Annotated in this window: 20 protein-coding genes; 17 read left to right on the plus strand and 3 right to left on the minus strand. The window is 41.9% G+C overall.

All coding sequences use genetic code 11. The features are described 5' to 3' along the window. Positions 1–41: 41 nt before the first annotated feature. Positions 42–416 (minus strand): metal-dependent transcriptional regulator, encoded by a 375-nt coding sequence (locus tag FYJ75_RS06590; protein WP_154429675.1) that lies wholly within the window; start codon positions 414–416, stop codon positions 42–44. 284 nt (positions 417–700) lie between these two features. Here FYJ75_RS06590 and FYJ75_RS06595 point away from each other — a divergent pair, with 284 nt between their 5' ends. The 5 genes from FYJ75_RS06595 (at position 701) to FYJ75_RS06615 (ending at position 6010) form a co-directional block, all read left to right on the plus strand. After that, positions 701–838, plus strand: a complete 138-nt coding sequence (locus FYJ75_RS06595; protein ID WP_154429676.1) for a FeoB-associated Cys-rich membrane protein — start codon at positions 701–703, stop codon at positions 836–838. Positions 839–962: 124 nt separating this feature from the next. Next, positions 963–1877, plus strand: coding sequence for a putative ABC transporter permease (locus tag FYJ75_RS06600; protein ID WP_154429677.1), 915 nt, complete (start codon positions 963–965; stop codon positions 1875–1877). Further along, positions 1864–2490: an HAD family hydrolase gene (locus FYJ75_RS06605; RefSeq protein ID WP_154429678.1), complete on the plus strand. Its 627-nt coding sequence runs from the start codon at positions 1864–1866 to the stop codon at positions 2488–2490. Before FYJ75_RS06600 ends, FYJ75_RS06605 begins: the two co-directional genes overlap by 14 nt. Further along, positions 2487–4253: an ABC transporter ATP-binding protein gene (locus FYJ75_RS06610; RefSeq protein WP_154429679.1), complete on the plus strand. Its 1767-nt coding sequence runs from the start codon at positions 2487–2489 to the stop codon at positions 4251–4253. Before FYJ75_RS06605 ends, FYJ75_RS06610 begins: the two co-directional genes overlap by 4 nt. Beyond that, a complete protein-coding gene (locus FYJ75_RS06615) occupies positions 4250–6010 on the plus strand; it encodes an ABC transporter ATP-binding protein (RefSeq protein ID WP_154429680.1) in 1761 nt (586 codons plus the stop codon). Before FYJ75_RS06610 ends, FYJ75_RS06615 begins: the two co-directional genes overlap by 4 nt. An 85-nt stretch (positions 6011–6095) precedes the next feature. Here the strand turns inward: FYJ75_RS06615 and FYJ75_RS06620 are convergent, their stop codons facing one another. Both FYJ75_RS06620 and FYJ75_RS06625 read right to left on the minus strand, forming a co-directional pair. Next, complete coding sequence (locus FYJ75_RS06620) at positions 6096–7553, minus strand: L,D-transpeptidase family protein (protein WP_154429681.1); 1458 nt, start codon at positions 7551–7553, stop codon at positions 6096–6098. 169 nt (positions 7554–7722) lie between these two features. Then, positions 7723–8961: a 6-phosphofructokinase gene (locus tag FYJ75_RS06625; protein WP_154429682.1), complete on the minus strand. Its 1239-nt coding sequence runs from the start codon at positions 8959–8961 to the stop codon at positions 7723–7725. Between the two features lie 140 nt (positions 8962–9101). On the opposite strand from FYJ75_RS06625, the gene FYJ75_RS06630 reads away from it, so the two are divergent. The 12 genes from FYJ75_RS06630 to FYJ75_RS06685 all read left to right on the plus strand — a co-directional run bounded on the left by FYJ75_RS06630 (position 9102) and on the right by FYJ75_RS06685 (position 22267). Continuing rightward, positions 9102–10085 carry a radical SAM protein gene (locus FYJ75_RS06630; protein ID WP_154429683.1) on the plus strand — a complete coding sequence of 328 codons (984 nt, stop codon included), beginning with the start codon at positions 9102–9104 and terminating at the stop codon, positions 10083–10085. Positions 10086–10158: 73 nt separating this feature from the next. Then, complete coding sequence (locus FYJ75_RS06635) at positions 10159–10446, plus strand: hypothetical protein (protein WP_154429684.1); 288 nt, start codon at positions 10159–10161, stop codon at positions 10444–10446. A gap of 182 nt (positions 10447–10628) precedes the next feature. Then, positions 10629–12053: an HlyD family secretion protein gene (locus FYJ75_RS06640; protein WP_195838958.1), complete on the plus strand. Its 1425-nt coding sequence runs from the start codon at positions 10629–10631 to the stop codon at positions 12051–12053. A gap of 20 nt (positions 12054–12073) precedes the next feature. After that, positions 12074–12778: an ABC transporter ATP-binding protein gene (locus FYJ75_RS06645; RefSeq protein WP_195838959.1), complete on the plus strand. Its 705-nt coding sequence runs from the start codon at positions 12074–12076 to the stop codon at positions 12776–12778. Then, entirely contained in the window at positions 12775–14100 is a 1326-nt protein-coding gene (locus FYJ75_RS06650) for an ABC transporter permease (RefSeq protein WP_154429686.1), read from the plus strand. Before FYJ75_RS06645 ends, FYJ75_RS06650 begins: the two co-directional genes overlap by 4 nt. Before the next feature lie 145 nt (positions 14101–14245). After that, positions 14246–15268, plus strand: a complete 1023-nt coding sequence (locus FYJ75_RS06655; RefSeq protein WP_154429687.1) for a S66 family peptidase — start codon at positions 14246–14248, stop codon at positions 15266–15268. A gap of 157 nt (positions 15269–15425) precedes the next feature. After that, complete coding sequence (gene minC / locus FYJ75_RS06660) at positions 15426–16148, plus strand: septum site-determining protein MinC (protein ID WP_154429688.1); 723 nt, start codon at positions 15426–15428, stop codon at positions 16146–16148. Between the two features lie 20 nt (positions 16149–16168). Beyond that, a complete protein-coding gene (gene minD / locus FYJ75_RS06665; RefSeq protein WP_328596879.1) occupies positions 16169–16957 on the plus strand; it encodes a septum site-determining protein MinD in 789 nt (262 codons plus the stop codon). A gap of 15 nt (positions 16958–16972) precedes the next feature. Continuing rightward, on the plus strand, positions 16973–17254 hold the full coding sequence (minE, locus tag FYJ75_RS06670) for a cell division topological specificity factor MinE (RefSeq protein ID WP_154429689.1): 282 nt from the start codon (positions 16973–16975) through the stop codon (positions 17252–17254). Positions 17255–17345: 91 nt separating this feature from the next. Continuing rightward, positions 17346–19268, plus strand: coding sequence for a cadherin-like beta sandwich domain-containing protein (locus FYJ75_RS06675; protein WP_154429690.1), 1923 nt, complete (start codon positions 17346–17348; stop codon positions 19266–19268). 70 nt (positions 19269–19338) lie between these two features. Next, on the plus strand, positions 19339–21744 hold the full coding sequence (locus FYJ75_RS06680; protein WP_154429697.1) for an ATP-dependent Clp protease ATP-binding subunit: 2406 nt from the start codon (positions 19339–19341) through the stop codon (positions 21742–21744). Positions 21745–21853: 109 nt separating this feature from the next. Next, the gene (locus FYJ75_RS06685) at positions 21854–22267 is read left to right on the plus strand and encodes an endosialidase (RefSeq protein WP_154429691.1); all 414 of its coding nucleotides are present in this window, start codon (positions 21854–21856) and stop codon (positions 22265–22267) included. Positions 22268–22478: the final 211 nt, after the last annotated feature.

Below are 22478 nucleotides of genomic sequence, written 5' to 3' on the forward strand. Positions count from 1 at the left end.
ACAAAAAAACCGGGCATTGTGCCCGGTTTTTCATCATAGTATTAAATTGTGTTCTGTTTTTTCAGGTAATTCTTTAATGCGGAAAAACTTTCCGGGCTGATGACATGTTCGATACGACATGCATCTTCTGCTGCAATTGCTTCTGGAACGCCCAGAGAAACAAAAAAAGCAGTAATGGATTCATGACGTTCATAGATCATATCTGCGATTGCACGTCCGGTATCTGTTAAGAAAATAAATCCAGCATCACTTACTGTAATATGTCCCTTTTCGCGAAGGTTTTTCATTGCGATGCTGACACTTGATTTCTTGAAACCAAGTTCATTTGCAACATCGACAGAACGAACGACCGGAAGCCTCTTACTCAGGATGAGGATAGTTTCAAGATAATTTTCAGCTGATTCATTGTTGACCATAGTTGTAACCTCCCAATATATAGTGCAAATCACGCAGCTTTTTGTAAAAAGCAGACATTATCATCCGGTGAAAAACTGCGAAATAAGTATTCTATGTAAATATATAATAAGAGTATACCATAAGATTGGAAAATGTGCCAAGGATATATAGGGGATTAGTTAATAAAATTTCTCTAAATCCTGCGAAAAACGTGATTGACATCTAATATAAGTTAGTGTATACTAACTAATGAATCAGAAACGTAAGCTATTGATAGAGAAATAAAAGGTGAAAGGAGCGGCCAATGGGAACTTTTATTGTACTCGTTGTTCTCGGGTTGATTGTGTTTTTGATTATTCGAAGCATGGTGAAAGCAAAGAAGAACGGTAAATCGATTTCCTGCGGTGGCGACTGCAAGAACTGTGGTGGCGGCTGTCACTAGAACAGAAAAAACTGCGGTACATGGATGACATGTATCGCAGTTTTTTTTGACCCAAAAGGTGGAGAAAAAAATGGAAAATTGATATAATTATAAAATTAGAGTAAAGGGAAACAGGAGAGAAGTTATGGTTGTAAGTAAGTATTTTATATGGTTTATATTATTCAGTTTTATGGGTTGGGTGTACGAAACAATATATTGTACACTGAATAAACATCATTGGCAGAACAGAGGCTTTTTGTTTGGCCCGATCTGTCCGATTTATGGCGTTGGTGCGGTTGCAGCTTCTATTGTGTGTTCAGGCGTGGCACTTCCAAAGATGTCGAACCTGAAAATCTTTCTGGTATGTTTTTTCGGAAGTATTATTCTGGAATATGTTACTTCCTGGGTACTTGAAAAACTGTTTCATGCAATCTGGTGGGATTACAGTAATGTGAAATTTAACATTCACGGAAGAGTATGCCTTCCAGCATCTATTGGGTTTGGTCTGGCCGGGCTTCTGGTTGTACATGTGATCCTTCCGTTTGCACAGCATACGACGGGCTTTCTGTCGCCGCTTGCCATGGAGATCCTTGCGCTATTGCTCATGGCGGTGTTTGCGGCGGATACTGCACTTACGGTAAGCGCACTTACCAGCCTGACGCAGAATCTTCAGGCAATTGAAGCACAGGTGAACAAACAGATGGAAGAATTATATTCCAATCTGGAAGACAATCTGAATGAGAAAAAACTGCTTGCCATGGAGCGGAAAGACGAGTTTACAGCCAGTGCCGCAGAGAAAAAGGAGGAGCTTACCAATGCTGCTGTGGAGTCTATGACAAGACTTTTGAATCTTGGACAAAGACACGCATTACACAGTGTAAAAGAGTTCCACTATGAAGATCACACCTCAGGTTTTAGCAGCCGACTGGTACGCATGGAGCAGGAAATACGTAAAAAAGCGAAGAATGCCAAAAATGCTGCAACAGAGAAAGCAGAAGCACTGAAGAATTTTAAAGCTTCGAAAGAGAATACTATGGAGAAAAAAGATGAAGAAGTATAAAAATATTATTTTTGATGTGGGAGATGTTCTGCTGGATTACCGGTGGAAAGAAATGCTTGTGGATGATTACGGACTGGATGAGAAAACCGCGGAGATCGTCGGCAATGAAATGTTTGACGATCCGCTCTGGCATGAGATGGATCTCTGGAATATGACAGAAGAAGAAATTATATGTGGATTTGAGAAAAAATATCCGGAGCATGGGGCGTATATCCGCTGGTTTATTACACATGGGGAAGGCATGAAAGTATCACGTCCAAAGGTATGGGAGAAGTTAAGGCTTTTAAAGAAACAGGGGTATGGGATCTATCTTCTTTCCAACTATCCGGAAAGTCTTTTTGTGAAACATACAAAAGATGCGGATTTTATGAAAGATATTGATGGTGCAGTTGTGTCTTATATGATACATAAGACCAAGCCAGATCGGGAAATTTATGAATATCTGCTTGAGCAGTATCAGCTGAAAGCAGAGGAAAGTCTGTTTTTTGATGATCGAAAAGAAAATGTGGAAGGCGCAATTGCCTGTGGAATTGATTCCAGACAGGTTTTTTCGCAGGAAAGCCTGCTTGAATACATGGATGCGATTCTGAATGGAGGTTTTGAGATAGAATGAAAAAGCTGCTTGTATATTTAAAAGATTATAAACTGGAAAGTGTGTTAGGACCGCTTTTCAAATTGCTGGAGGCTACATTTGAACTGATCGTGCCGCTTGTCATGGCAAGGATTATCGATGTGGGAATCGCACATGGAGATAAGGGCTATATTTTCCGAATGTTCTGTGTGCTGATTCTTCTTGCAACAATTGGACTGACATGTTCCATTACGGCACAGTATTTTGCAGCAAAAGCATCTGTTGGATTTTCAACAACGCTTCGCTATGAACTGTTTAAACATATTCAGACACTTTCTTTTTCTGAGATGGATACGGTTGGAACATCGACACTGATCACACGTATGACCAGCGACATCAATCAGGTACAGTCCGGAGTTAATCTGGTGCTTCGTCTGTTCCTTCGGTCGCCGTTTATTGTATTTGGTGCGATGATCATGTCCTTTACGGTAAATGTGAAGGCGGCACTGGTATTTGTTGTTACGATTCCATTGCTTTCGATTGTCGTATTTGGAGTTATGGTCATCAGTATCCCGATGTTTAAAAAGGTGCAGGCAGCGCTGGACCGTGTACTGGGCAAGACGAGAGAGAATCTGGAGGGTGTCCGTGTTATCCGTGCTTTTAACAAAGAAGAGAACGAAATACAGGATTTCAATGAGCAGAATAACAGACTGACGAACCTTCAGATGGTTGTTGGACGATTGTCAGCGCTGATGAATCCTGCAACCTATATTATCATCAATGTTTCCATCGTTGCGGTAATCTGGATCGGTGGCGGACAGGTATATGACGGAATCATTACACAGGGTGAGGTTGTTGCACTGGTAAGTTACATGTCACAGATTCTTGTGGAACTGATCAAACTGGCCAATCTGATCATTAATATTACGAAATCCATTGCATGTGGAAACCGTATTGCTGAGATTATGGATATGCAGCCTTCCATTCCAAAAGAGATCCGTGCATCCGAGCCTTCCGATACAGAAAAGACGAAGGCAGACGCCAAAATTCCGGCTGTTGAATTTGACCATGTGTGCATGAATTATGCAGGTGCAGGAGAAGAGGCACTTACAGATATTGATTTTAAAGCGATGAGAGGACAGACTATCGGTATTATCGGAGGCACCGGTTCCGGCAAATCTTCTGTCGTGAATCTGATTCCGCGGTTTTATGATGTATCAAAAGGTGCGGTCCGGATCTATGGAAAAGACGTACGTGAATATGATGTGACATCACTTCGGGATAAAATCGGTATGGTAATGCAAAAAGCGGTATTGTTCCATGGCACGATCCGTGAGAATCTGCTCTGGGGTAATCCGGATGCAACTGATGAACAGTTAAATCGTGCGATTGAAATTGCACAGGCAACAGATGTGGTTGCCGGAAAAGAAGGCGGACTGGATTATGAAATTGAACAGAATGGACGAAATCTTTCCGGTGGACAAAAACAGAGACTTACTATTGCAAGAGCGGTGGTGAAAGATCCAGACATCCTGATTCTGGATGACAGTGCATCGGCACTTGATTTCGCAACGGATGCAAGATTAAGAGCGGCGCTTCGGAATATGCAGGGAGAAAAGACAATTTTCATTGTTTCACAGAGGACTTCCTCAATTCAGTTTGCAGATCAGATTCTGGTACTGGATGATGGAAAGACAGTCGGACTTGGAACACATGAGGAATTATTGAAAAATTGCGAGACATACAGGGAAATCTACGAATCACAGTTTAAAAAAGAAGACTTGAAAGCAGGTGAGACAGCATGAGAGAAAAGAAAGAACAGAAAGCAGGACAGATGGCAACCATGCGTAAAGTGCTGCATTATATGAAACGTTATCTACCGCTTCTTATATTTTCCATTATACTTGCAGCAGTCAGTGTTGCACTGACTTTGTATTTTCCAATTCTGACTGGTCGTGCGATCGATCTGATTCTGGCAAAAGGCAAAGTTGATTTTGACGGAATGTTTGTGATCTTAAGGCGCGGCGTAATTGTAGTTGGAATTACGGCGCTTGCGCAGTGGCTTATGAATATGAGCAACAATAAGATGACGTATCACATTGTTCAGGATATTCGTAAGGACGCGTTTGAAAAACTCGAGAAGCTTCCTCTGAAATATATAGACAGTCATTCTCACGGAGATATGGTAAGCCGTATTATCGCAGATGTAGATACGTTTGCGGATGGACTTCTGATGGGATTTACGCAGTTGTTTTCCGGAGTGGCAACAATTCTTGGAACGTTGATTTTTATGCTGACGATCAATGTGAAGATCACCTGCGCAGTTGTTCTGATCACACCGTTATCGCTGTTTGTGGCAAGTTTTATTGCGAAGAAAACATATGCGATGTTTAAGCTCCAGTCCAAGACGAGGGGAGAACAGACCGCACATATTGAGGAAATGATCGGAAATCAGAAAGTTGTCCAGGCGTTTAATCATGAAGATGAAGCTCTGGAAACATTTGATGAGATCAATCAGAGACTGCAGAAATGTTCATTAAGAGCAATCTTTTTCTCAAGCATCACGAATCCGTCTACAAGATTTGTAAACAGTCTGGTATATGCAACCGTCGGTCTGACGGGGGCATTATCCGCCCTTACCGGTGGAATTACCGTTGGTCAGCTTTCCTGCTTCCTGACTTATGCAAACCAGTATACAAAGCCATTTAATGAAATCTCAGGAGTTATCACAGAACTTCAGAATGCGCTGGCATGTGCTGCGAGAATCTTCGAATTGATTGAGGAAGAAGCCGAGATCCCAGATGCACCAGAAGCGGTGGAACTGCAGGAGGCAGATGGCCACGTCGAAATCGAACATGTATATTTCTCTTATGTTCCGGAACAGAAGCTGATCGAAGATTTTAACTTAAAGGTTACACCGGGACAGAGAGTTGCAATTGTCGGTCCTACCGGATGTGGAAAGACGACGTTAATTAATCTTCTGATGCGTTTTTATGATGCGAACAGTGGTAAGATCCGTGTCAGCGGTTATGAGATCGATCAGATCACAAGACACAGTCTGCGCCAGAATTACGGAATGGTGCTTCAGGAAACATGGCTGAAGGCGGGAACAATCCGTGAAAATATCATTATGGGCAAACCAGATGCGACAGAAGAAGAGATGATCGAGGCGGCAAAGGCTTCCCATGCACACAGTTTTATCAAGAGACTTCCAGATGGATATGATACGGTGATCACCGAAGACGGAGGAAATCTTTCACAGGGACAGAAACAGCTGCTGTGTATCACACGTGTAATGCTTTGTCTGCCACCGATGCTGATTCTGGATGAGGCGACATCGTCAATCGATACAAGAACGGAGATGCGTATACAGAATGCATTTTTAAAGATGATGAAAGGCAGAACGAGCTTTATTGTTGCACATCGGCTGTCAACGATCCGTGAGGCGGATATTATTCTTGTGATGAATCAGGGAAAGATTATCGAGCAGGGCAATCATGAAGAACTGCTTGCTATGAACGGGTTTTATGCGAACCTGTACAACAGTCAGTTCTCTGCCTGAGAATGAAAAAAGCATGAGCTTTGAAAAGGGCTCATGCTTTTTTACGTCCTGCAAAGCAGACTGCAGGATTTATGATAGTTCTTATTTACTGTGCGTTTTTATCAACGTAGGATGCTGCGTTTGAAATCTGTGCGCTTTCCGATGTCAGTTCAACCGGAGTACGGTAATAGGCAACTACCGGTGTTCCAACCTCGATCATTCCGTAAAATTCCTGAACTTTATCCAATGCCATATTGATGCAGCCGTGGGAACCATGTGTCAGATACCAGTCACCACCAAATTTTGGCTGCCATGTCGCGTCATGGAATCCGACGTTATAGGCAAATGGCACAAAGTACTGGACCTCAGTATGATAGGTTTCACCGACTAAAACGGATGGACTCTGTTTGTAAACAATTTTATACACACCATCTGGAGAACCGTTTCCGTTGCTTAATTTACCGGACACGAAGTCAGAATCGAAAGTCAGATTCCCGTCTTTGTAATAATACATATGCTGGTTTGAATAATCCAGCTCTACATAAGTATTGCCAATATCGTTTGGACCAGGGGCAACAGCGGTCTGCTCATAAACTGGCTCACGTTCTACTGGTGTTCCGCCGGCGAGATCGCTTTTAATCTGTTCGGCTTCTTTTGTCTTGGCAATGACCCATCCATAGTCACCACCCGAAACCTCAACAACATCGCCTTTTGAAGTGGTGAATTCACGTTTGTCACCATATGTATTATAAGTACTTGCAAGATGCTGGACATAAGAAGTGATTGCATCATCGTTTACCGTTACATTTCCATTGTCATCAATCTGAAGCATTTTAAGAATGTCAGAAGAAGCAAGCTTTTCATCGGCACCTTCGATGTCGTATGTAATTGTAGAAGCCATATAACTGTCAAGCTGGTCTGCCGTTGCCTGAAGTGAGGAATCAGTGGAAAGAATGCTCGGGGATTCATAGCAGGCATCCGATAATGTTACAGATGTTTCCTGGCTGTCGACGGCAGCTTCAATTTCTTTCAATACTTCATCTGGAATCGTGGTTGTTCCCATGGTTTCCGGAATGATTTCATAATTATCGTCCTCAATCTCGATACGTGCGTCAGTAGGTGCAGTCATATAATCTGCGCTCATAAATTCCAGTTTGCTGATCTGTTCTTTCAGTGCATCGGCATCATAAGAAGTAGATGCGGAGAGTGTGTAATCGGAGTGATGGAATAAACTGGATGGCCACAGGAAAGGATTTTGGTTTTTCAGAATTTTTTCTTCTTCTCCGGTAGAATTATACTGAAAGCCAAAATCACTTCCGGTCAGATGAAATTTGTTGTTTTCTCTGTCGTATACTGTTAAAAGATAATCGTCTGCGTTTTGTGTATTACTTTTTTCAACGTATTCTGCAGTTTTTCCACCACAGTTTAACGTACCAATTCTGGTGTGAAAGTAATAGTGGCTGTGGAAGTATGCTGCGAATGCAAAGTATACAACCAGCAGGACTGCCGCAATGCCAAGCAGAACATAAGCAATGATATGCGGAATATCCTTTTTTATTCTCATGTAAAAGTACCTCCCTTTTTATTTTCTTAACCGCTGCGGCTGATATTGCTTAACCGCTACGGCAAAAGTCCGAAAAACCTTCGATTTTCCGGACTCGCGGGCGCGTTCGCATACATTATATCATATTGCCGCCGGAACAAAAAGAAGAAGTTCCGGCGGCAGTATGGAATCAGGAATGGCTCAGATGAGAAACATTCATATAAGATGGAATACCATTGTTGTAGGATACGGATACCTCACCCTGAATCAGAGGGGAAAGATATTCGATCAGTTCAGGTTTGACATCATTGCCTTTTTCATTGATCCACTCAACTGGAATGGATTTGGCTTCATTTGCAATATCACAGATCTCAGAATAACCGTATTCTACAGTATAAGGATGGTTTGAAGTTCTGGTGATCGTGACCATGGAAGCTGTCACACCGGAGGATGCAAGGGAAACGGCTTTCTGTCCCTGGGCAAAGGCTTCCTCAATATCTGTCAGGGAAGCAAGGTGGGAAGCACATCTCTGCAGAACGTTGACTTCTACAGAACGTACTTTTACACCAATGTTTTCTTTTACCATGAACTCAAGCGCTTTTCCGGCTCCGCTCAGCTGCTGATGACCAAAAGTATCAACTGCGGATTTGGAAGCGGTAATATAATTGCCGTCTGCGTCATGGATTCCTTCGGATACTGCAACAATGACATTATTGCGGTGTTTTAACATGTTGCGTACATCATTTAAAAACTGTTCTTTGTCAAATACAGTCTCCGGAAGATAGATAAGGTGTGGAGCTGTATTGTATTCATTTCTTGCAAGCGCAGATGCTGCGGTAAGCCATCCGGCATCACGTCCCATGATTTCTACGATGGTAACGCTTTTTACGGCATAGATGAACGTGTCATGTGCGATTTCAAGAAGTGATGTTGCAATATATTTTGCAGCAGAGCCAAAACCAGGAGTATGATCGGTTACACACAGATCATTGTCAATCGTTTTTGGTACACCGATGATGCGGATATCACTATTGATTTTTTTTGCATAATCGGATAATTTTAATACGGTATCCATAGAGTCGTTTCCGCCGATATAGAAAAAAGCTTTGATATGCAGCTTCGCAAACTGATTGAAAATAAATACATAAGGAGAATCATCGTCCTTGTAGTTTGGAAGTTTGTGTCGGCAGGAGCCAAGATACATAGCTGGTGTCGTTTTTAACCGGTCAATTGCTCCGGCGTCCTCGGATACGATACCGGTAAGATTCAGGTAATTCTCGTTCAGTATGCCAAGCACACCGTTTACAGCACCATAGCAGATATTATACTGATCAGAATCCATAACACCCTGAATAACACCTGCAAGACTTGCATTGATAGCAACAGTAGGTCCGCCGGACTGGGCGACCATACAATTTGATTGATTCATTTTGTACTCCTTTGTGTAGGTTGGTTCATTGTTTTTGTCTGCATTATTATAAATATGCAGTAATTATATGCTTATTCATGCGTCCAAACACGCAACCAATATTGTAGTATGAATAAAGAAAGAACGTCAAGAGGAATAAGATGAGAAAAGAAAGCACAGATTTCGCTGAATTTCGGAGAATTTATACAAAATGTACACTTTGCCCAAGAAAATGTGAAGCAGACCGTAGCAGGCAGATGGGGGGAGTATGCGGCGTTGGAGACCAATTGAAACTGGCACGTGCGGCGCTTCATTACTGGGAGGAGCCGTGTATATCTGGAACCAATGGCTCCGGAGCGGTTTTTTTCAGCGGTTGTGCACTGCACTGTGTGTTCTGCCAGAATGAAGAGATTGCGCAGGGACTTGCCGGAAAAGAAATATCAGATGAGAGACTGACCGAAATATTTCTGGAACTGCAGGAAAAAGGCGCAAACAATATCAATCTCGTGACTCCGGGACAGTATGTACCACATATTATAAAGAGTGTACAGAGTGCAAAAGACCAGGGTTTGTCGATTCCAATCGTTTATAATACCGGAAGCTATGAGTCTGTTGACACACTGCGTGCATTAGAAGGAATTGTGGATGTGTATCTGCCGGATTTTAAATATATGGATGCAAAGATCAGCAAAAAGTATTCCCATGCCGAAGATTATGCCATTGTGGCAAAGGCCGCAATCGCAGAAATGGTAAGGCAGCAGCCCAAAGCATATTTTTATCCGGAAAAAGGCATAGAGAAGGAAAAAGAAGGAAAATATATTACAGAAGCGGAAGATGGATATCTGATCGCAAAAGGGGTGATCGTACGGCAGTTACTGCTCCCAGGACTGCTTTCGGATGCAAAAAAGATCGTACGTTATCTGGTGGATACGTATGGGGATCAGATCTATCTCAGCCTGATGAGCCAGTATACACCGTTAAAACAGGTAGAAAATTATCCGGAACTGAATCGTAAGGTTACAGACCGGGAATATGAAAAATATCTGGATTATGCAATTTCACTTGGGGTGACACATGGTTTTATACAGGAAGGTGACGTTGCAAAAGACAGCTTTATTCCTGCATTTGATTGTGAAGGTGTTTGAAAGAAAGTACTGGAAAAAATATCGGAATTATGGTACTATAGTAACATAAAAATACAAAGGAGGGATCCTCATAATGAGCCAGAAAAACGGTATGATTCAAATACAGTGTATTAATACAATTTTTCGTCTGTTTGTACAGAATGAAGACGAAATGACAAAGGTTGAGATCTTTGTGAATAATATCCGCACAATGAAGGGCATTAGTCTGACGGATATTTATAACTGGTGCAACAGGCAGGGGATCCTTTATGATACCAGATTTAATTATCATAAAGAGTTTTCTGCATGGAGAAATTTCTGTATGTTTATTCATTATTACAGACAGAAGCAAAAATATATGCTTCATCTGAAAATAGCCTGATCTTTGGACCGGTATGTTAAGATGCCGGTCTTTTTCTTAAGGAATTCTTACGAAACCCATAGGATAGTCTTAAAAAGTATTAACTCTTAGCAAACCCACTTTTTCCCGGAAACAAAAACATATATAATCATCCTCATAAGATCTGACAAAAGGTCAAATTGAAAATGGAGGATGATATAGAGATGAAAAAAAGAAAAAAGAGAATTATCATAATTCTTATTGTTGCAGTTGTATTGATCGCAGTTATTTTTTCGCTTGTACGCTGTGGCTCGAATGTGGCTGGAGCGATTCAAAGTGCGGAGAGTATGGAGCAGGCGCTCCCGCTTGCGGAACAGGATCTGTCCAGTTCGATCAATGCGACAGGAACTGTAGAGAGCCAGAATGTATATTCGGTTACCACGGATCTTACATGCAAGGTGAAAGAACTGAAAGTTGCACTTGGGGATCATGTGGAAGCGGGAGACGTTCTTTGTGTGTTCGATGATTCGGATGTAAGAGAACAGATCGCAACCTTAGAGGAACAGGTATCCGCTTCGGATCAGCTTGCTGCAAAGCAGAATCAGATCGCAGAGCGTAATCTTCAGGATGCGAAAAATGATCAGGCTTCCCAGATCAATTCTGCAAATGCAGCAATTACAGATGCACAAAGCGCATATGATAAAGCAAATGCGGATTACAATAACGCAAAGAACCAGCTGGATGCGGCAATCGCACAAGGAGACGATTCTACAATTGCAGCACTCCAGGAACAGGTGGGCTCATTGAGCGCCAGTGTACAGTCTGCAAATGAGGCATTGAAGGCTGCAAAGGATAACCTTACCCAGGTACAGAGAACAACTGATCAGACGATCCAGTCTGCACAGGATACAGTGGATACCAATGCACTTACAAACAGTAAAGATGCACAGACAACCAAGGAACTTGCTAAATTATATCGTCAGTTAGATCAGATGACAGTCGTTGCAGGGCAGTCCGGTATTATCACACAGCTTAATATTGCACAGGGTGGTGTTCCGAACGGATCGTTAATGCAGATTGAAGATAATACCAATTTAAAGGTGAAAGTTTCCATTAAAGAAAAAGATATCACAAAAGTGCAGCAGGGAATGGCAGCAAAAATCACAGCCGATGCTCTCCCGGATCAGACAAACACAGGTGCGGTAAATAAGGTGATCAACTTTGCTTCGTCTGATGCAAAGACAGCAGATCAGTCTGCAGCAGCCGGAACATCTGGCAGTTCGGGAAGTGCATATAGTGCAGAAGTGAATGTCGATGCCGGAAGCAGTCTTCTTCTTGGAATGACAGTTAAAGTTGAAATTACCTTAAAAGAAGGTGGAAAAGGAATGGCGGTTCCTTATGACAGCATTGCAGCCGATGATGACGGTTCTTATGTTTACCGCGGAAAAGAGCAGGATGACGGTAATTATCTGATCGAAAAAGTTCCGGTTACAGTTGGGGATAGTACAGATTATTATACCGGTATCAGTTCAGATGAACTGGAACTCGGAGATCTGATCATCAGTACACCGGATGATGTACAGGAAGGAGATACGATTCCTTTATATGTTCCGGATGATACCACATCCTATACCGTTGACACAGAGTAACAGAGGGGAGATTGCAGAGCATGGAAAAGAAAGTTGTGATTGATATGCATGGTATTGTAAAAAAATACTATGAAAATCAGCCCAATGAACTTGAAATCCTTCATGGCATTGATCTTAAGATTTATGAAGGTGAATTTGTGGCAATCGTTGGTGAGTCCGGTTCCGGTAAAAGTACCCTGATGAATATGATCGGTGCGTTAGACCGTCCGACAGAGGGAAATTATTTCCTGGATGGAGAAGACGTAAGCACATTGAGCGATGAGAGATTAAGCGAGATCCGTAATCAGAAAATCGGATTTGTATTTCAGAATTTCTGTCTGATTCCAAGAACCTCTGCGGTGCGGAATGTAGAAGTTCCGATGATGTATGCCGGTATTCCGGGAAAACAGCGCAGGGAAAAGGCACTGGAACTTCTGGATATGGTTGGAATGAAGGAACGGGCCTCCCACAAACCAAATGAACTTTCCGGAGGACAGAACCAGAGGGTCGCAATTGCAAGGGCAATGGTAAATGATCCATCTCTTATACTGGCAGATGAGCCAACAGGTGCACTGGATTCGAAAACAGGGCATCTTGTGATGGATATTTTTCACAAATTACACAAAGAACAGCATAAAACGATCGTACTGATCACGCACAGTCAGGAACTGGCGAAGGAGACGGAACGTATCATTACGATCAGCGACGGTAATATTCTTTCAGATGTAGGAGGTGAGCAGAAATGAATCTTTTCGAATGTATCCGGCTGGCATTAGACAGCATCAAAGCCAATAAACTCCGCTCGGTTCTTACAATGCTTGGAATTATTATCGGTATCAGTTCAGTTATTACGATTACGACCATTGGTAACTCTTTACAGAAAACGATTTCATCCACACTTACTTCTCTTGGAGGAACCAATTTGATTACGGCATATGTCAATGCTGTAATTCCGGATGATGTAGATTATGATACATGGGAATATCCGGATATGACAACCGACGATATGCTTCAGTATGAGGATCTGATGGCGTATAAGGAGGCCTTTGGGGATAAAGTAAAGTCTGTAATTGCAAACATTGGACTTGGATCGGGAACGGTTGATGGTGAAGAAACAGTAAATGTAAATACCATGGGAACCACACCTGGGATGTTAGATGCAAATAAGCTTACCCTGATTGAGGGGCGGGATATCTCAGAAAAGGATAATGAGCAGGAAAAGGCGACAGCAGTTGTTTCGGACCTGTTTGTGAAATATGCATGTGATGGAAACTCCCCGATTGGAAAGCAGATCAGTATTTCACTTTCGGATGGATCGGTCTTAAAGGTATATGTGGTCGGTGTTTATCAATATGATAAGGTAAAACTCGGCGGTGGAAACACAAAGGTTGCAGAGAAAGATATCTCAACACCGGTTTATATTCCATTTACTTATGCAGCAGATCAGGTGGATGATCCGGCTATGGCTGCAATTCAGTATTTTAATGTCCTGGCAGGAGAGGGTACGGACCCGACACAGCTTGCACAGGATACGACTTCTTATTTTGCAGAACACAAATACAAAGAGGATACAGCATGGGAAGTCCAGTGCCATGATATGGCATCGGAGCTTGGTGTGATCAATACGGTATTAAAAGTAATAACAATTGCGATATCTGTTATTGCAGCAATTTCACTGATCGTCGGTGGAGTTGGTGTTATGAACATTATGCTGGTAAGTGTTGTGGAACGTACAAGAGAAATTGGTATACGAAAGGCACTCGGTGCAAAGAACCGTGGAATTCATCTGCAGTTTCTGACAGAATCCGTGGTAATCTGTCTGATCGGTGGAATTATAGGAATCCTTTTGGGAATTTTCAATGGTTTCCTGCTGTCAAAAGTGGCAGTGATGCTGATCAAAAATTTTGCATCGGATATCGGCTCAATGCTTACGGTAAGTGTAAGTCCTTCGCTGACAGCAATTATTGTATCGGTTATCTTCTCGATGCTGACAGGAATCGTATTCGGATCTTATCCGGCAAAACGTGCAGCGAGAATGTCGCCGATCGATGCATTGAGATATGAATAAATAATAGTTAAAAAAATAGTTACTTAACAATTAGGACAGGGATGGAAACAGTATCTGTATTATATGCAGACTGTTTTCATCTCTGTTTTGCGATTCGGGAAAATCTATGGTAGAATAGTGCAAAATATATGAGTGGGAGAAGAAAATGAGATATCCTGAATTTTTAAAGAAAAATGGAACAATTGGATTCGTTGCTCCGTCATTCGGGTGCAATACAGAGCCATATAAAACGGCATTTGAACATACGAAAAAGAAGTTTACGGAGCTTGGATATCAGCTGGATGTTGGTCCGAATTGTTATGAAGGAAGAGGAATCGGAATCAGCAATACTCCGCAAAAGTGTGCAGAGGAACTAAACGAAGCATACAGTTCCACAAAAAATGATGTGCTTATTTCCTGCGGTGGTGGAGAATTGATGTGCGAAGTGGTTCCATATATGGATTTTGAGAGAATCCGTAAAGCTGCTCCGAAGTGGTTTATGGGATTTTCGGATAATACCAATTTTACATTTTTATCGGCAACACTTTGTGATACTGCAGCAATTTATGGACCATGTGCAGCAGCCTTTGGTATGGAACCGTGGCATGAGTCTTTACAGGACACGATGGATGTGTTATGCGGACGGAAAGATCAGGTACATGGATACAAAATGTGGGAGAAGGAATCCTTAAAAGATGAAGAACACCCATTGGAACCATATCATCTGACGGAACAGACCAGAATCCGAAGATTCCCGGATGAGGATGTACATTTTTCTGGCAGACTGCTTGGAGGATGTATGGATTGCCTGATTAATCTGACGGGAACGAGGTTTGATCAGGTTAAGCAATTTAATGAGAAATACAAAGAAGATGGAATCATCTGGTTTTTAGAAGCCTGCGAACTGAATGTTATGAGTATCCGGCGGGCAATCTGGCATATGAAAAATGCGGGGTGGTTCCAGTATGTAAAGGGATTTTTGATCGGAAGACCGCTCTGCTATGGCGAGGAGGCATTTGGGATCGATCATTACCGGGCTGTAACAGATCTGCTTGCGGAGTATCAGGTGCCGGTCATCATGGATCTTGATATTGGACATTTTTCGCCAATGATGCCGCTTGTCTGTGGAGGAACCGTGGATGTTTCGGTATGTGATGGTCAGATCAGCATTACAAATACCTGGAAATAGTACTGCAGAGTGGCGGATTATAAGTTTTTTTGAAGGAATATGCGGATAAAACGGAAAATATAATGGTTTTTTACAAAATCAATTGCATAATCCTGTGGATTCGGTATAATTGAATCGTTGATGTCTGTATAATAACAGATAATATTTGGAGGCATATATGTCACAATTCGTAGTTATGAAAAGCAACCGTTATGGAATCAATCTGAGACTTGATCCGGATTGTTCATTTCGGGATTTGCTGGATGCAATTATTGAAAAGTTTCAGGAGTCAGAGAAGTTTTTCAAAAATGCAAAAGTAGGGATTTCTTTTGAAGGAAGAAGATTGTCGACGGACGAGGAGAATCGGATTATTGAGGAGATTATGAAGCATACCTCAATGGAGATTATCTGTATTATTGACAATGATAAGGAACATGAGGAACAGACAAGACAGCTGATCGAACAGAATCTGCTCAGAGAACAGCAGATCCAGCAGGAAATGCAGAACGCGATGGCACAGGTACCTTATGGCGAATTTTATCAGGGAACACTTCGTTCCGGACAGATCATCGAGAGCGAAGGAAGCGTTACGATCATCGGAGACGTGAACCCGGGGGCAAAAATCATATCTGCCGGGAATATTGTGATTCTTGGAGCTCTGAAGGGAAATGTTCATGCCGGATGTACGGGCGAACGGAATTGTTTTGTTTTTGCATTGAACATGAATCCGATCCAGATCCAGATTGGGGATCTGATCGCGAAAAGTCCGGATAAAGAAAATACCAGAAGACGTTTTCGCAGAAAAGAGAAAGAGGCACCGTCGGAAGCTCAGATCGCAGTTGCAAAAGACGGAGCTATATATATCGAACCAATTACAAAGAATATCTTGAGAAATATTTAAGAACCGAGGAGGAAATTTTCGTGAGTGAAGTAATCGTTATTACATCTGGTAAAGGTGGAGTTGGTAAGACCACCACAACTGCAAATGTTGGTACAGGTCTTGCACAGTTAAACAAAAAAGTAGTTATGATTGATACAGATATCGGACTTCGTAATCTGGACGTTGTAATGGGACTGGAAAACCGTATTGTATACAATCTTGTTGACGTAATCGAGGGTAAATGCCGTCTGAAACAGGCTTTGATCAAAGATAAAAAATATCAGGATCTGTGTCTGCTTCCATCTGCACAGACAAGAGATAAGGATGCGGTAACACCGGAACAGATGGTTGAACTGATCAATGAACTCAGAGAAGAATTTGATTATATCCTTCTCGATTGTCCGGCTGGTATTGAGCAGGGATTTAAAAATGCAATTGCAGGTGCAGACAGAGCGCTTGTAGTTACCACACCTGAGGTATCTGCAATCCGTGATGCAGACCGTATTGTAGGATTACTTGAAGCAAATGAGATGAAACGTATCGACCTGGTTGTAAACAGACTCCGTATGGACATGGTAAAACGTGGCGATATGATGAATGTAAACGATGTGTGTGATATCCTTGCAGTGAACCTGATCGGTGCAGTACCGGATGACGAACAGATCGTAGTTTCTACAAACCAGGGTGAGCCTCTGGTTGGAAGCAACTGTCTTGCAGGACAGGCATACGCAAATATCTGCAGACGTATCATGGGAGAAGAAGTTCCATTTTTGAATCTTGAGGAGAAACAGGGCGTATTCAGCAAATTAAAAGAAATGTTTAAGAAATAAGGGGGACAGCTTACCATGGGCTTGATGGATTTGTTTAAGAAAAAAAATTCCGGAAATGTTGCAAAAGATCGTTTGAAACTGTTATTGGTTTCAGACCGTGCAAATTGCTCACCGGAGATGATGGAAATGATCAAAAATGATATTATTCAGGTTATTTCAAAATATATGGATATTGATGCAGATGCTCTGGATGTAAAAATCACAGAGACGGAATCCGATGCCAATAATGGAACTGTTCCGGCTCTTTTTGCAAATATCCCGATCAAGGATATGAAGCATCAACCTAAGGATAACTAGAATTACATAGTGTTGATCGGACGCCGGCCAATGACTCTGTCTGGAGCATGAAGCCGGTGTCTTTTATAACAGTAAGTGAGGATGATACAAAATGAAAAAGAAACTCAGTATATTGCTGGCGGGACTTCTGATGGCAGCCATGATAGCTGTTCCAAAGTTCCCGGTGTATGCAGCAGGATTGTCAATAGCATTGTCAAATCAGGATTTAAAAGTAGGAGATACATTTACAGCGACAATTTCGGTTCCGGGCGGTGGATCCTCCCAGGTAGCTTTGTCATATGACAGCAGTGTAATTTCATTTGATTCATCTTCGGTCACTTCCAGTGGCGGAGATGGTGAGAAAATGATCAGTGTGGATGGAGCAAAAGGAACGGTAACATTTACTGTCGTGGGATCAGGCTCTACTTCACTCACTGCCACTTCGACATCAGGCACCGATTCAAGCGGAGCTTCAGCAGATTATTCCGCTGCTGGCGTAGTTGTGAAAGCTGCCGGTTCACAGGAGGACAGTGATACGGATTCGACCAATGGAGATAACTCTTTATCAAGTCTGAGTCTTTCTGATGGAACACTCTCACCGGAGTTTTCCTATAAAACAACAAAATATACGGCATCTGTCGACTATGATGTTACAAGTATTGACGTTTCGGCAATTCCAAGTAATTCTTCGGCAACGATCGATTCAATTACCGGAACAGACAATCTTCAGGTTGGAAATAATACGGTTACGGTTGTAGTGAAGGCTGGAAACGGATCTACAGCAACTTATACGATTAATGTCGAGCGAAAAGAGCAGGACGAAGACGCAGAAGAAGAAAACCAGCCGGAAGAACAGCAGAGTGCAGATGGAAGTAAAGTGTTTACCATCAATGGACTGAATTATATTCCGGCGGATACGATTCCGGAGGATGTGATCCCTGCTGACTTTTCAGAAAGCTCTGTTTCGATTGATGGAACAGATTACCCGGCTCTCAGTTTTACAAAAGCAGAACTCACACTTTTATATCTGATTCCGGAGAATTTAGAAGATGCTGGAAAATTGTATATTTACAACACGAATGATGGAACCGTGTATCCATTTATCCTGCTTCACACGGATTCGCATTACGCAATTGTCCTGAATCCGGATGCTGCTTCCATTCCGGAAGGATTTACTCAGATGTCCGTTACTGTGGGGGAAACAGAAAATGTGACCGCATATCACAGGGATGATGCATCAGAGATTCCGGACAGTGATTTTTATTATTTATATTGCCTGAATGATCAGGGGCAGAATTACTGGTATCAGTATGATAATGCAGAAGGTACTTATCAGAGATATGCAGAGCAGTTAGATAACTCTTCAGAACAGCAGAATGAAAATGAACAGTATAATGAGGCGATGAATCAATTGGAAAAAATGAAACAGAAAAATCGTTATATGATATTTGGCATGATCTTTGGTGCAGCAATTTTAATTATTATTATCATTAACCTTTTAATTGCAAGAAAAGATCAGAATGGTCTGGACGATGCTTATGATGATCCGGATGAAGATGATGATGTGGATGATCTTGAAGATGACGAAGATGATGACGAAGAAGATGATCTGAACGAAGAAGATGTGCACAATCCAGAGGACGACTCCGAGGAAGATGGTGGAAACAATGCGTCAGAGGAGAATGCCACAGAGGATACAGAAGAATCTGGAGCAGCTGAACCGGAAATAAAAGAACCGGAGAAGGCTGAACCGGAACAGCAGAAAGAAAAAACAGAATCTGAGAAGCCGGAGCAGAAAAAGGACGATACTATGGTAATTCCGTCTTCCAATGAGGAAGATGAGCAATTCAGTGAGGCTGCAGAACAGGTTCAGTCATCTTATCATGAAGAAAATGTACGTGTAAAAAAGAGAAGTCTTATGGATAAGTTCCTCGATAAAATGGAAATCCATGATGAGGAAGAAGAGGAAGATGAAGAAGAGACAGAAGAAACAAATGACGATGATGACGACATTGAATTTCTGGATCTTAAATAATCAATAACTATTTGTCAATGGAGGCTACAGAGTGAAAGCATATACAGCGAAAGCAAAAAAGGCACTGGATATGGCTGCCCGCCTTTCCAGAAGCATGCATCATAATTATATTGGAACCGAACATATTCTTGCCGGTCTTCTGAAAGAAGGAACCGGAGTCGCCGCAGAGGTGCTTTCGACCAATCATGTGCAGCTTGATAAACTTTTAAAGTTGATTGAAGAACTGATCTCACCGGGAGATGAGATTCAGCTTATGGAAAAAGATGGGTATTCACCACGGACACAGCAGGTGCTGGAACGTGCGTCTGAGGAGGCAGAGCATTTTCATTCCGATGAAATTGGAACAGAGCATCTTCTGATTGCAATTGTAAAAGAAGGAGATTGTGCTGCATCCCGTCTGTTAAATACCCTGGGGGCAAATCCGCAGAAGATTTTTGTGGAACTCATTGGTGCAATGGGCGAAGATCCTGCAAAATACCGTGAGGAATATAGCAAAAGCAAAAATTCACAAAGAGGTGGCTCTACAACACCGACACTGGATCAGTATTCCAGGGATCTGACTGCTATGGCAAGAGATAATCTGTTAGATCCGGTTGTTGGGCGCAAAGAAGAGAATGACCGTGTAATACAGATTCTCAGCAGAAGAGGGAAAAATAATCCATGTCTGATCGGCGAGCCCGGAGTAGGAAAGACTGCCATTGTAGAAGGAATTGCACAGCGTATTGTGAATGGAACAGTTCCAGATACAGTTGCAGAAAAACGTCTGGTATCTTTAGATATGTCCGGACTTGTTGCAAAATCCAAATACCGCGGAGAATTTGAGGAACGAATCAAAAAAGTGATTTCGGAAGTGGCATCCGCAGGAAATGTTCTTCTTTTTATTGATGAACTTCATACGATCATTGGTGCAGGTGGAGCAGAAGGTGCTCTGGATGCATCAAACATTTTAAAACCTGCATTAGCCAGAGGCGAAATACAGGTGATCGGTGCAACGACAATTGAAGAATACCGGAAATATATTGAAAAAGATGCTGCGCTGGAACGAAGATTTCAGCCGGTTATGGTGGAAGAACCAAAGGAAGAAGAAACGATTGAGATTTTAAAGGGGCTTCGTCCTCTGTATGAGAAACATCATGGTGTTACGATAAGCGATGAGGGACTTGAGGCAGCAGTGCGTTTATCTTCCCGTTATGTGAATGACAGATTCCTTCCGGATAAAGCAATTGATCTGATGGATGAGGCTGCAGCAAAGACCAAGCTTCGCATGGTGAAATCTTCGGATACAATCCAGCAGCTTAAGATTCAGATCAAAGAAAAACAGATGGAACTGGAAGAAGCGTTAAAAGAAGCTTCTATTGATGAAGCAAAACAGAAAAAAGAAGAGAAGACAGCACTTGAGGAAGCACTGGAGAAGGAACAGAAGAAGGTAAAACGTTCTTCAAAATCCAGAAAACTTATTGTAGGTGAAGATGAAATCGCAGATGTAGTTGCAGGCTGGACAAAGATTCCGGTAAACAAACTGACAGAGAGTGAAGCTTCACGGCTTCAGAAACTGGAGTCGATTCTTCATAAGAGAGTGATTGGACAGGAAGAAGCAGTAGCGGCTGTTTCAAAAGCAGTAAGACGTGGAAGGGTCGGATTGAAAGATCCGAAGCGTCCAGTGGGATCATTTTTATTCCTTGGTCCAACAGGTGTTGGTAAGACGGAGATCTCAAAAGCACTTGCAGAAGCTGTATTTGGTAATGAGGATGCAATGATCCGTGTTGATATGTCTGAATATATGGAGAAGCACAGCGTTTCCAAAATGATTGGTTCTCCACCTGGATATGTTGGACATGAAGATGGTGGACAGTTAAGCGAAAAAGTGCGCCGCAATCCGTTTTCTGTAATCTTATTTGATGAGATCGAAAAAGCACATCCGGATGTCTTTAATATTCTGTTACAGGTTCTGGATGATGGACATATTACAGATTCGCAGGGAAGACAGGTTGATTTTAAAAATACAATTATTATCATGACATCCAATGCGGGGGCGCAATCCATTATTGAGCCGAAAAAACTTGGATTTGGTGCTGTGGAAGATGAAAAGCATAACTATGACATGATGAAAAATAATGTCATGGAAGAAGTGAAACGAATCTTTAAGCCGGAATTTTTAAATCGTATCGATGCAACAATCGTATTCCGTGTGTTAAATAAAGAGGATATGAAAAAAATCGTGACACTTCTGGTACGTGAACTTGAAACACGTTGTAAAAAACAGCTGGATATCACATTGATCGTGCGTGACAGTGCAAAACAGTACATTGTGGATAAAGGGTACGACAGAAAATATGGTGCCAGACCATTAAAACGCAAGATTCAGGATGAAATTGAGGATGCTCTTGCAGAAAAAATTATTGCAGGAGAGATAAAAGCGCAGGATACGGTAATTGTATCTACGAAGAACAAAAAAATTGTCATTGAGAAAAAATAAAGCAGATTTCTTTCTATTACAAAAGTATTAAATTTGTGGGAATTGGTTTGAAATCATAACGTGTGTATTGTATAATTAGGATACTACGAAAATGTACAGGAGGATAAAAATGGCTGCAATTAGTGAATTAATTCGAACAGAAGCAGACGGAACAATCAGCTTTGGAGATTATACGTTAGGAGCAAAGGCAAAGCACGATAATTTTGAACACGATGGAGACATTTATAAGGTTAAGACGTTCAAAGAAATCACAAAGTTAGAGCGTAACGGAATGTTCGTATATGAGTCTGTTCCTGGGACTGCAGTTGATCATTTTAATGAAACAGAAAACAGCGTGGAATTTGTTGTTGAAGGACCGGAAGATGCACAGATTACACTTGGCCTGGAAGAAGAAGCCGAGTATGAAATTACCATCAACGGAGCTACCGCTGGCACTATGAAAACAAATCTTGGTGGAAAGCTCAGCCTTAGTGTTGAACTGGAAGATTCAGATGCTGTTACAATTAAAGTTCAGAAAAAATAATACATTCAAGTAATCCATCGATTAAGATAATTACCGGAATAATAAGAAAGAACCTGAGCGTTTTCTGCAAGGGTTCTTTTCTTACTTTATAGGAAAGATCGCCTTTGGCGTTCTGTTGAATTGAAAATAGCCCGCACAAAGGCGAGCATGACAAATAAACGATTGTCAGTTTAGAAGATGTAGAAACCTTCTTCACCGAAATCGTCATCAA

The sequence above is a fragment of the Roseburia porci genome (genome assembly GCF_009695765.1).
GTDB lineage: Bacteria > Bacillota > Clostridia > Lachnospirales > Lachnospiraceae > Roseburia > Roseburia porci.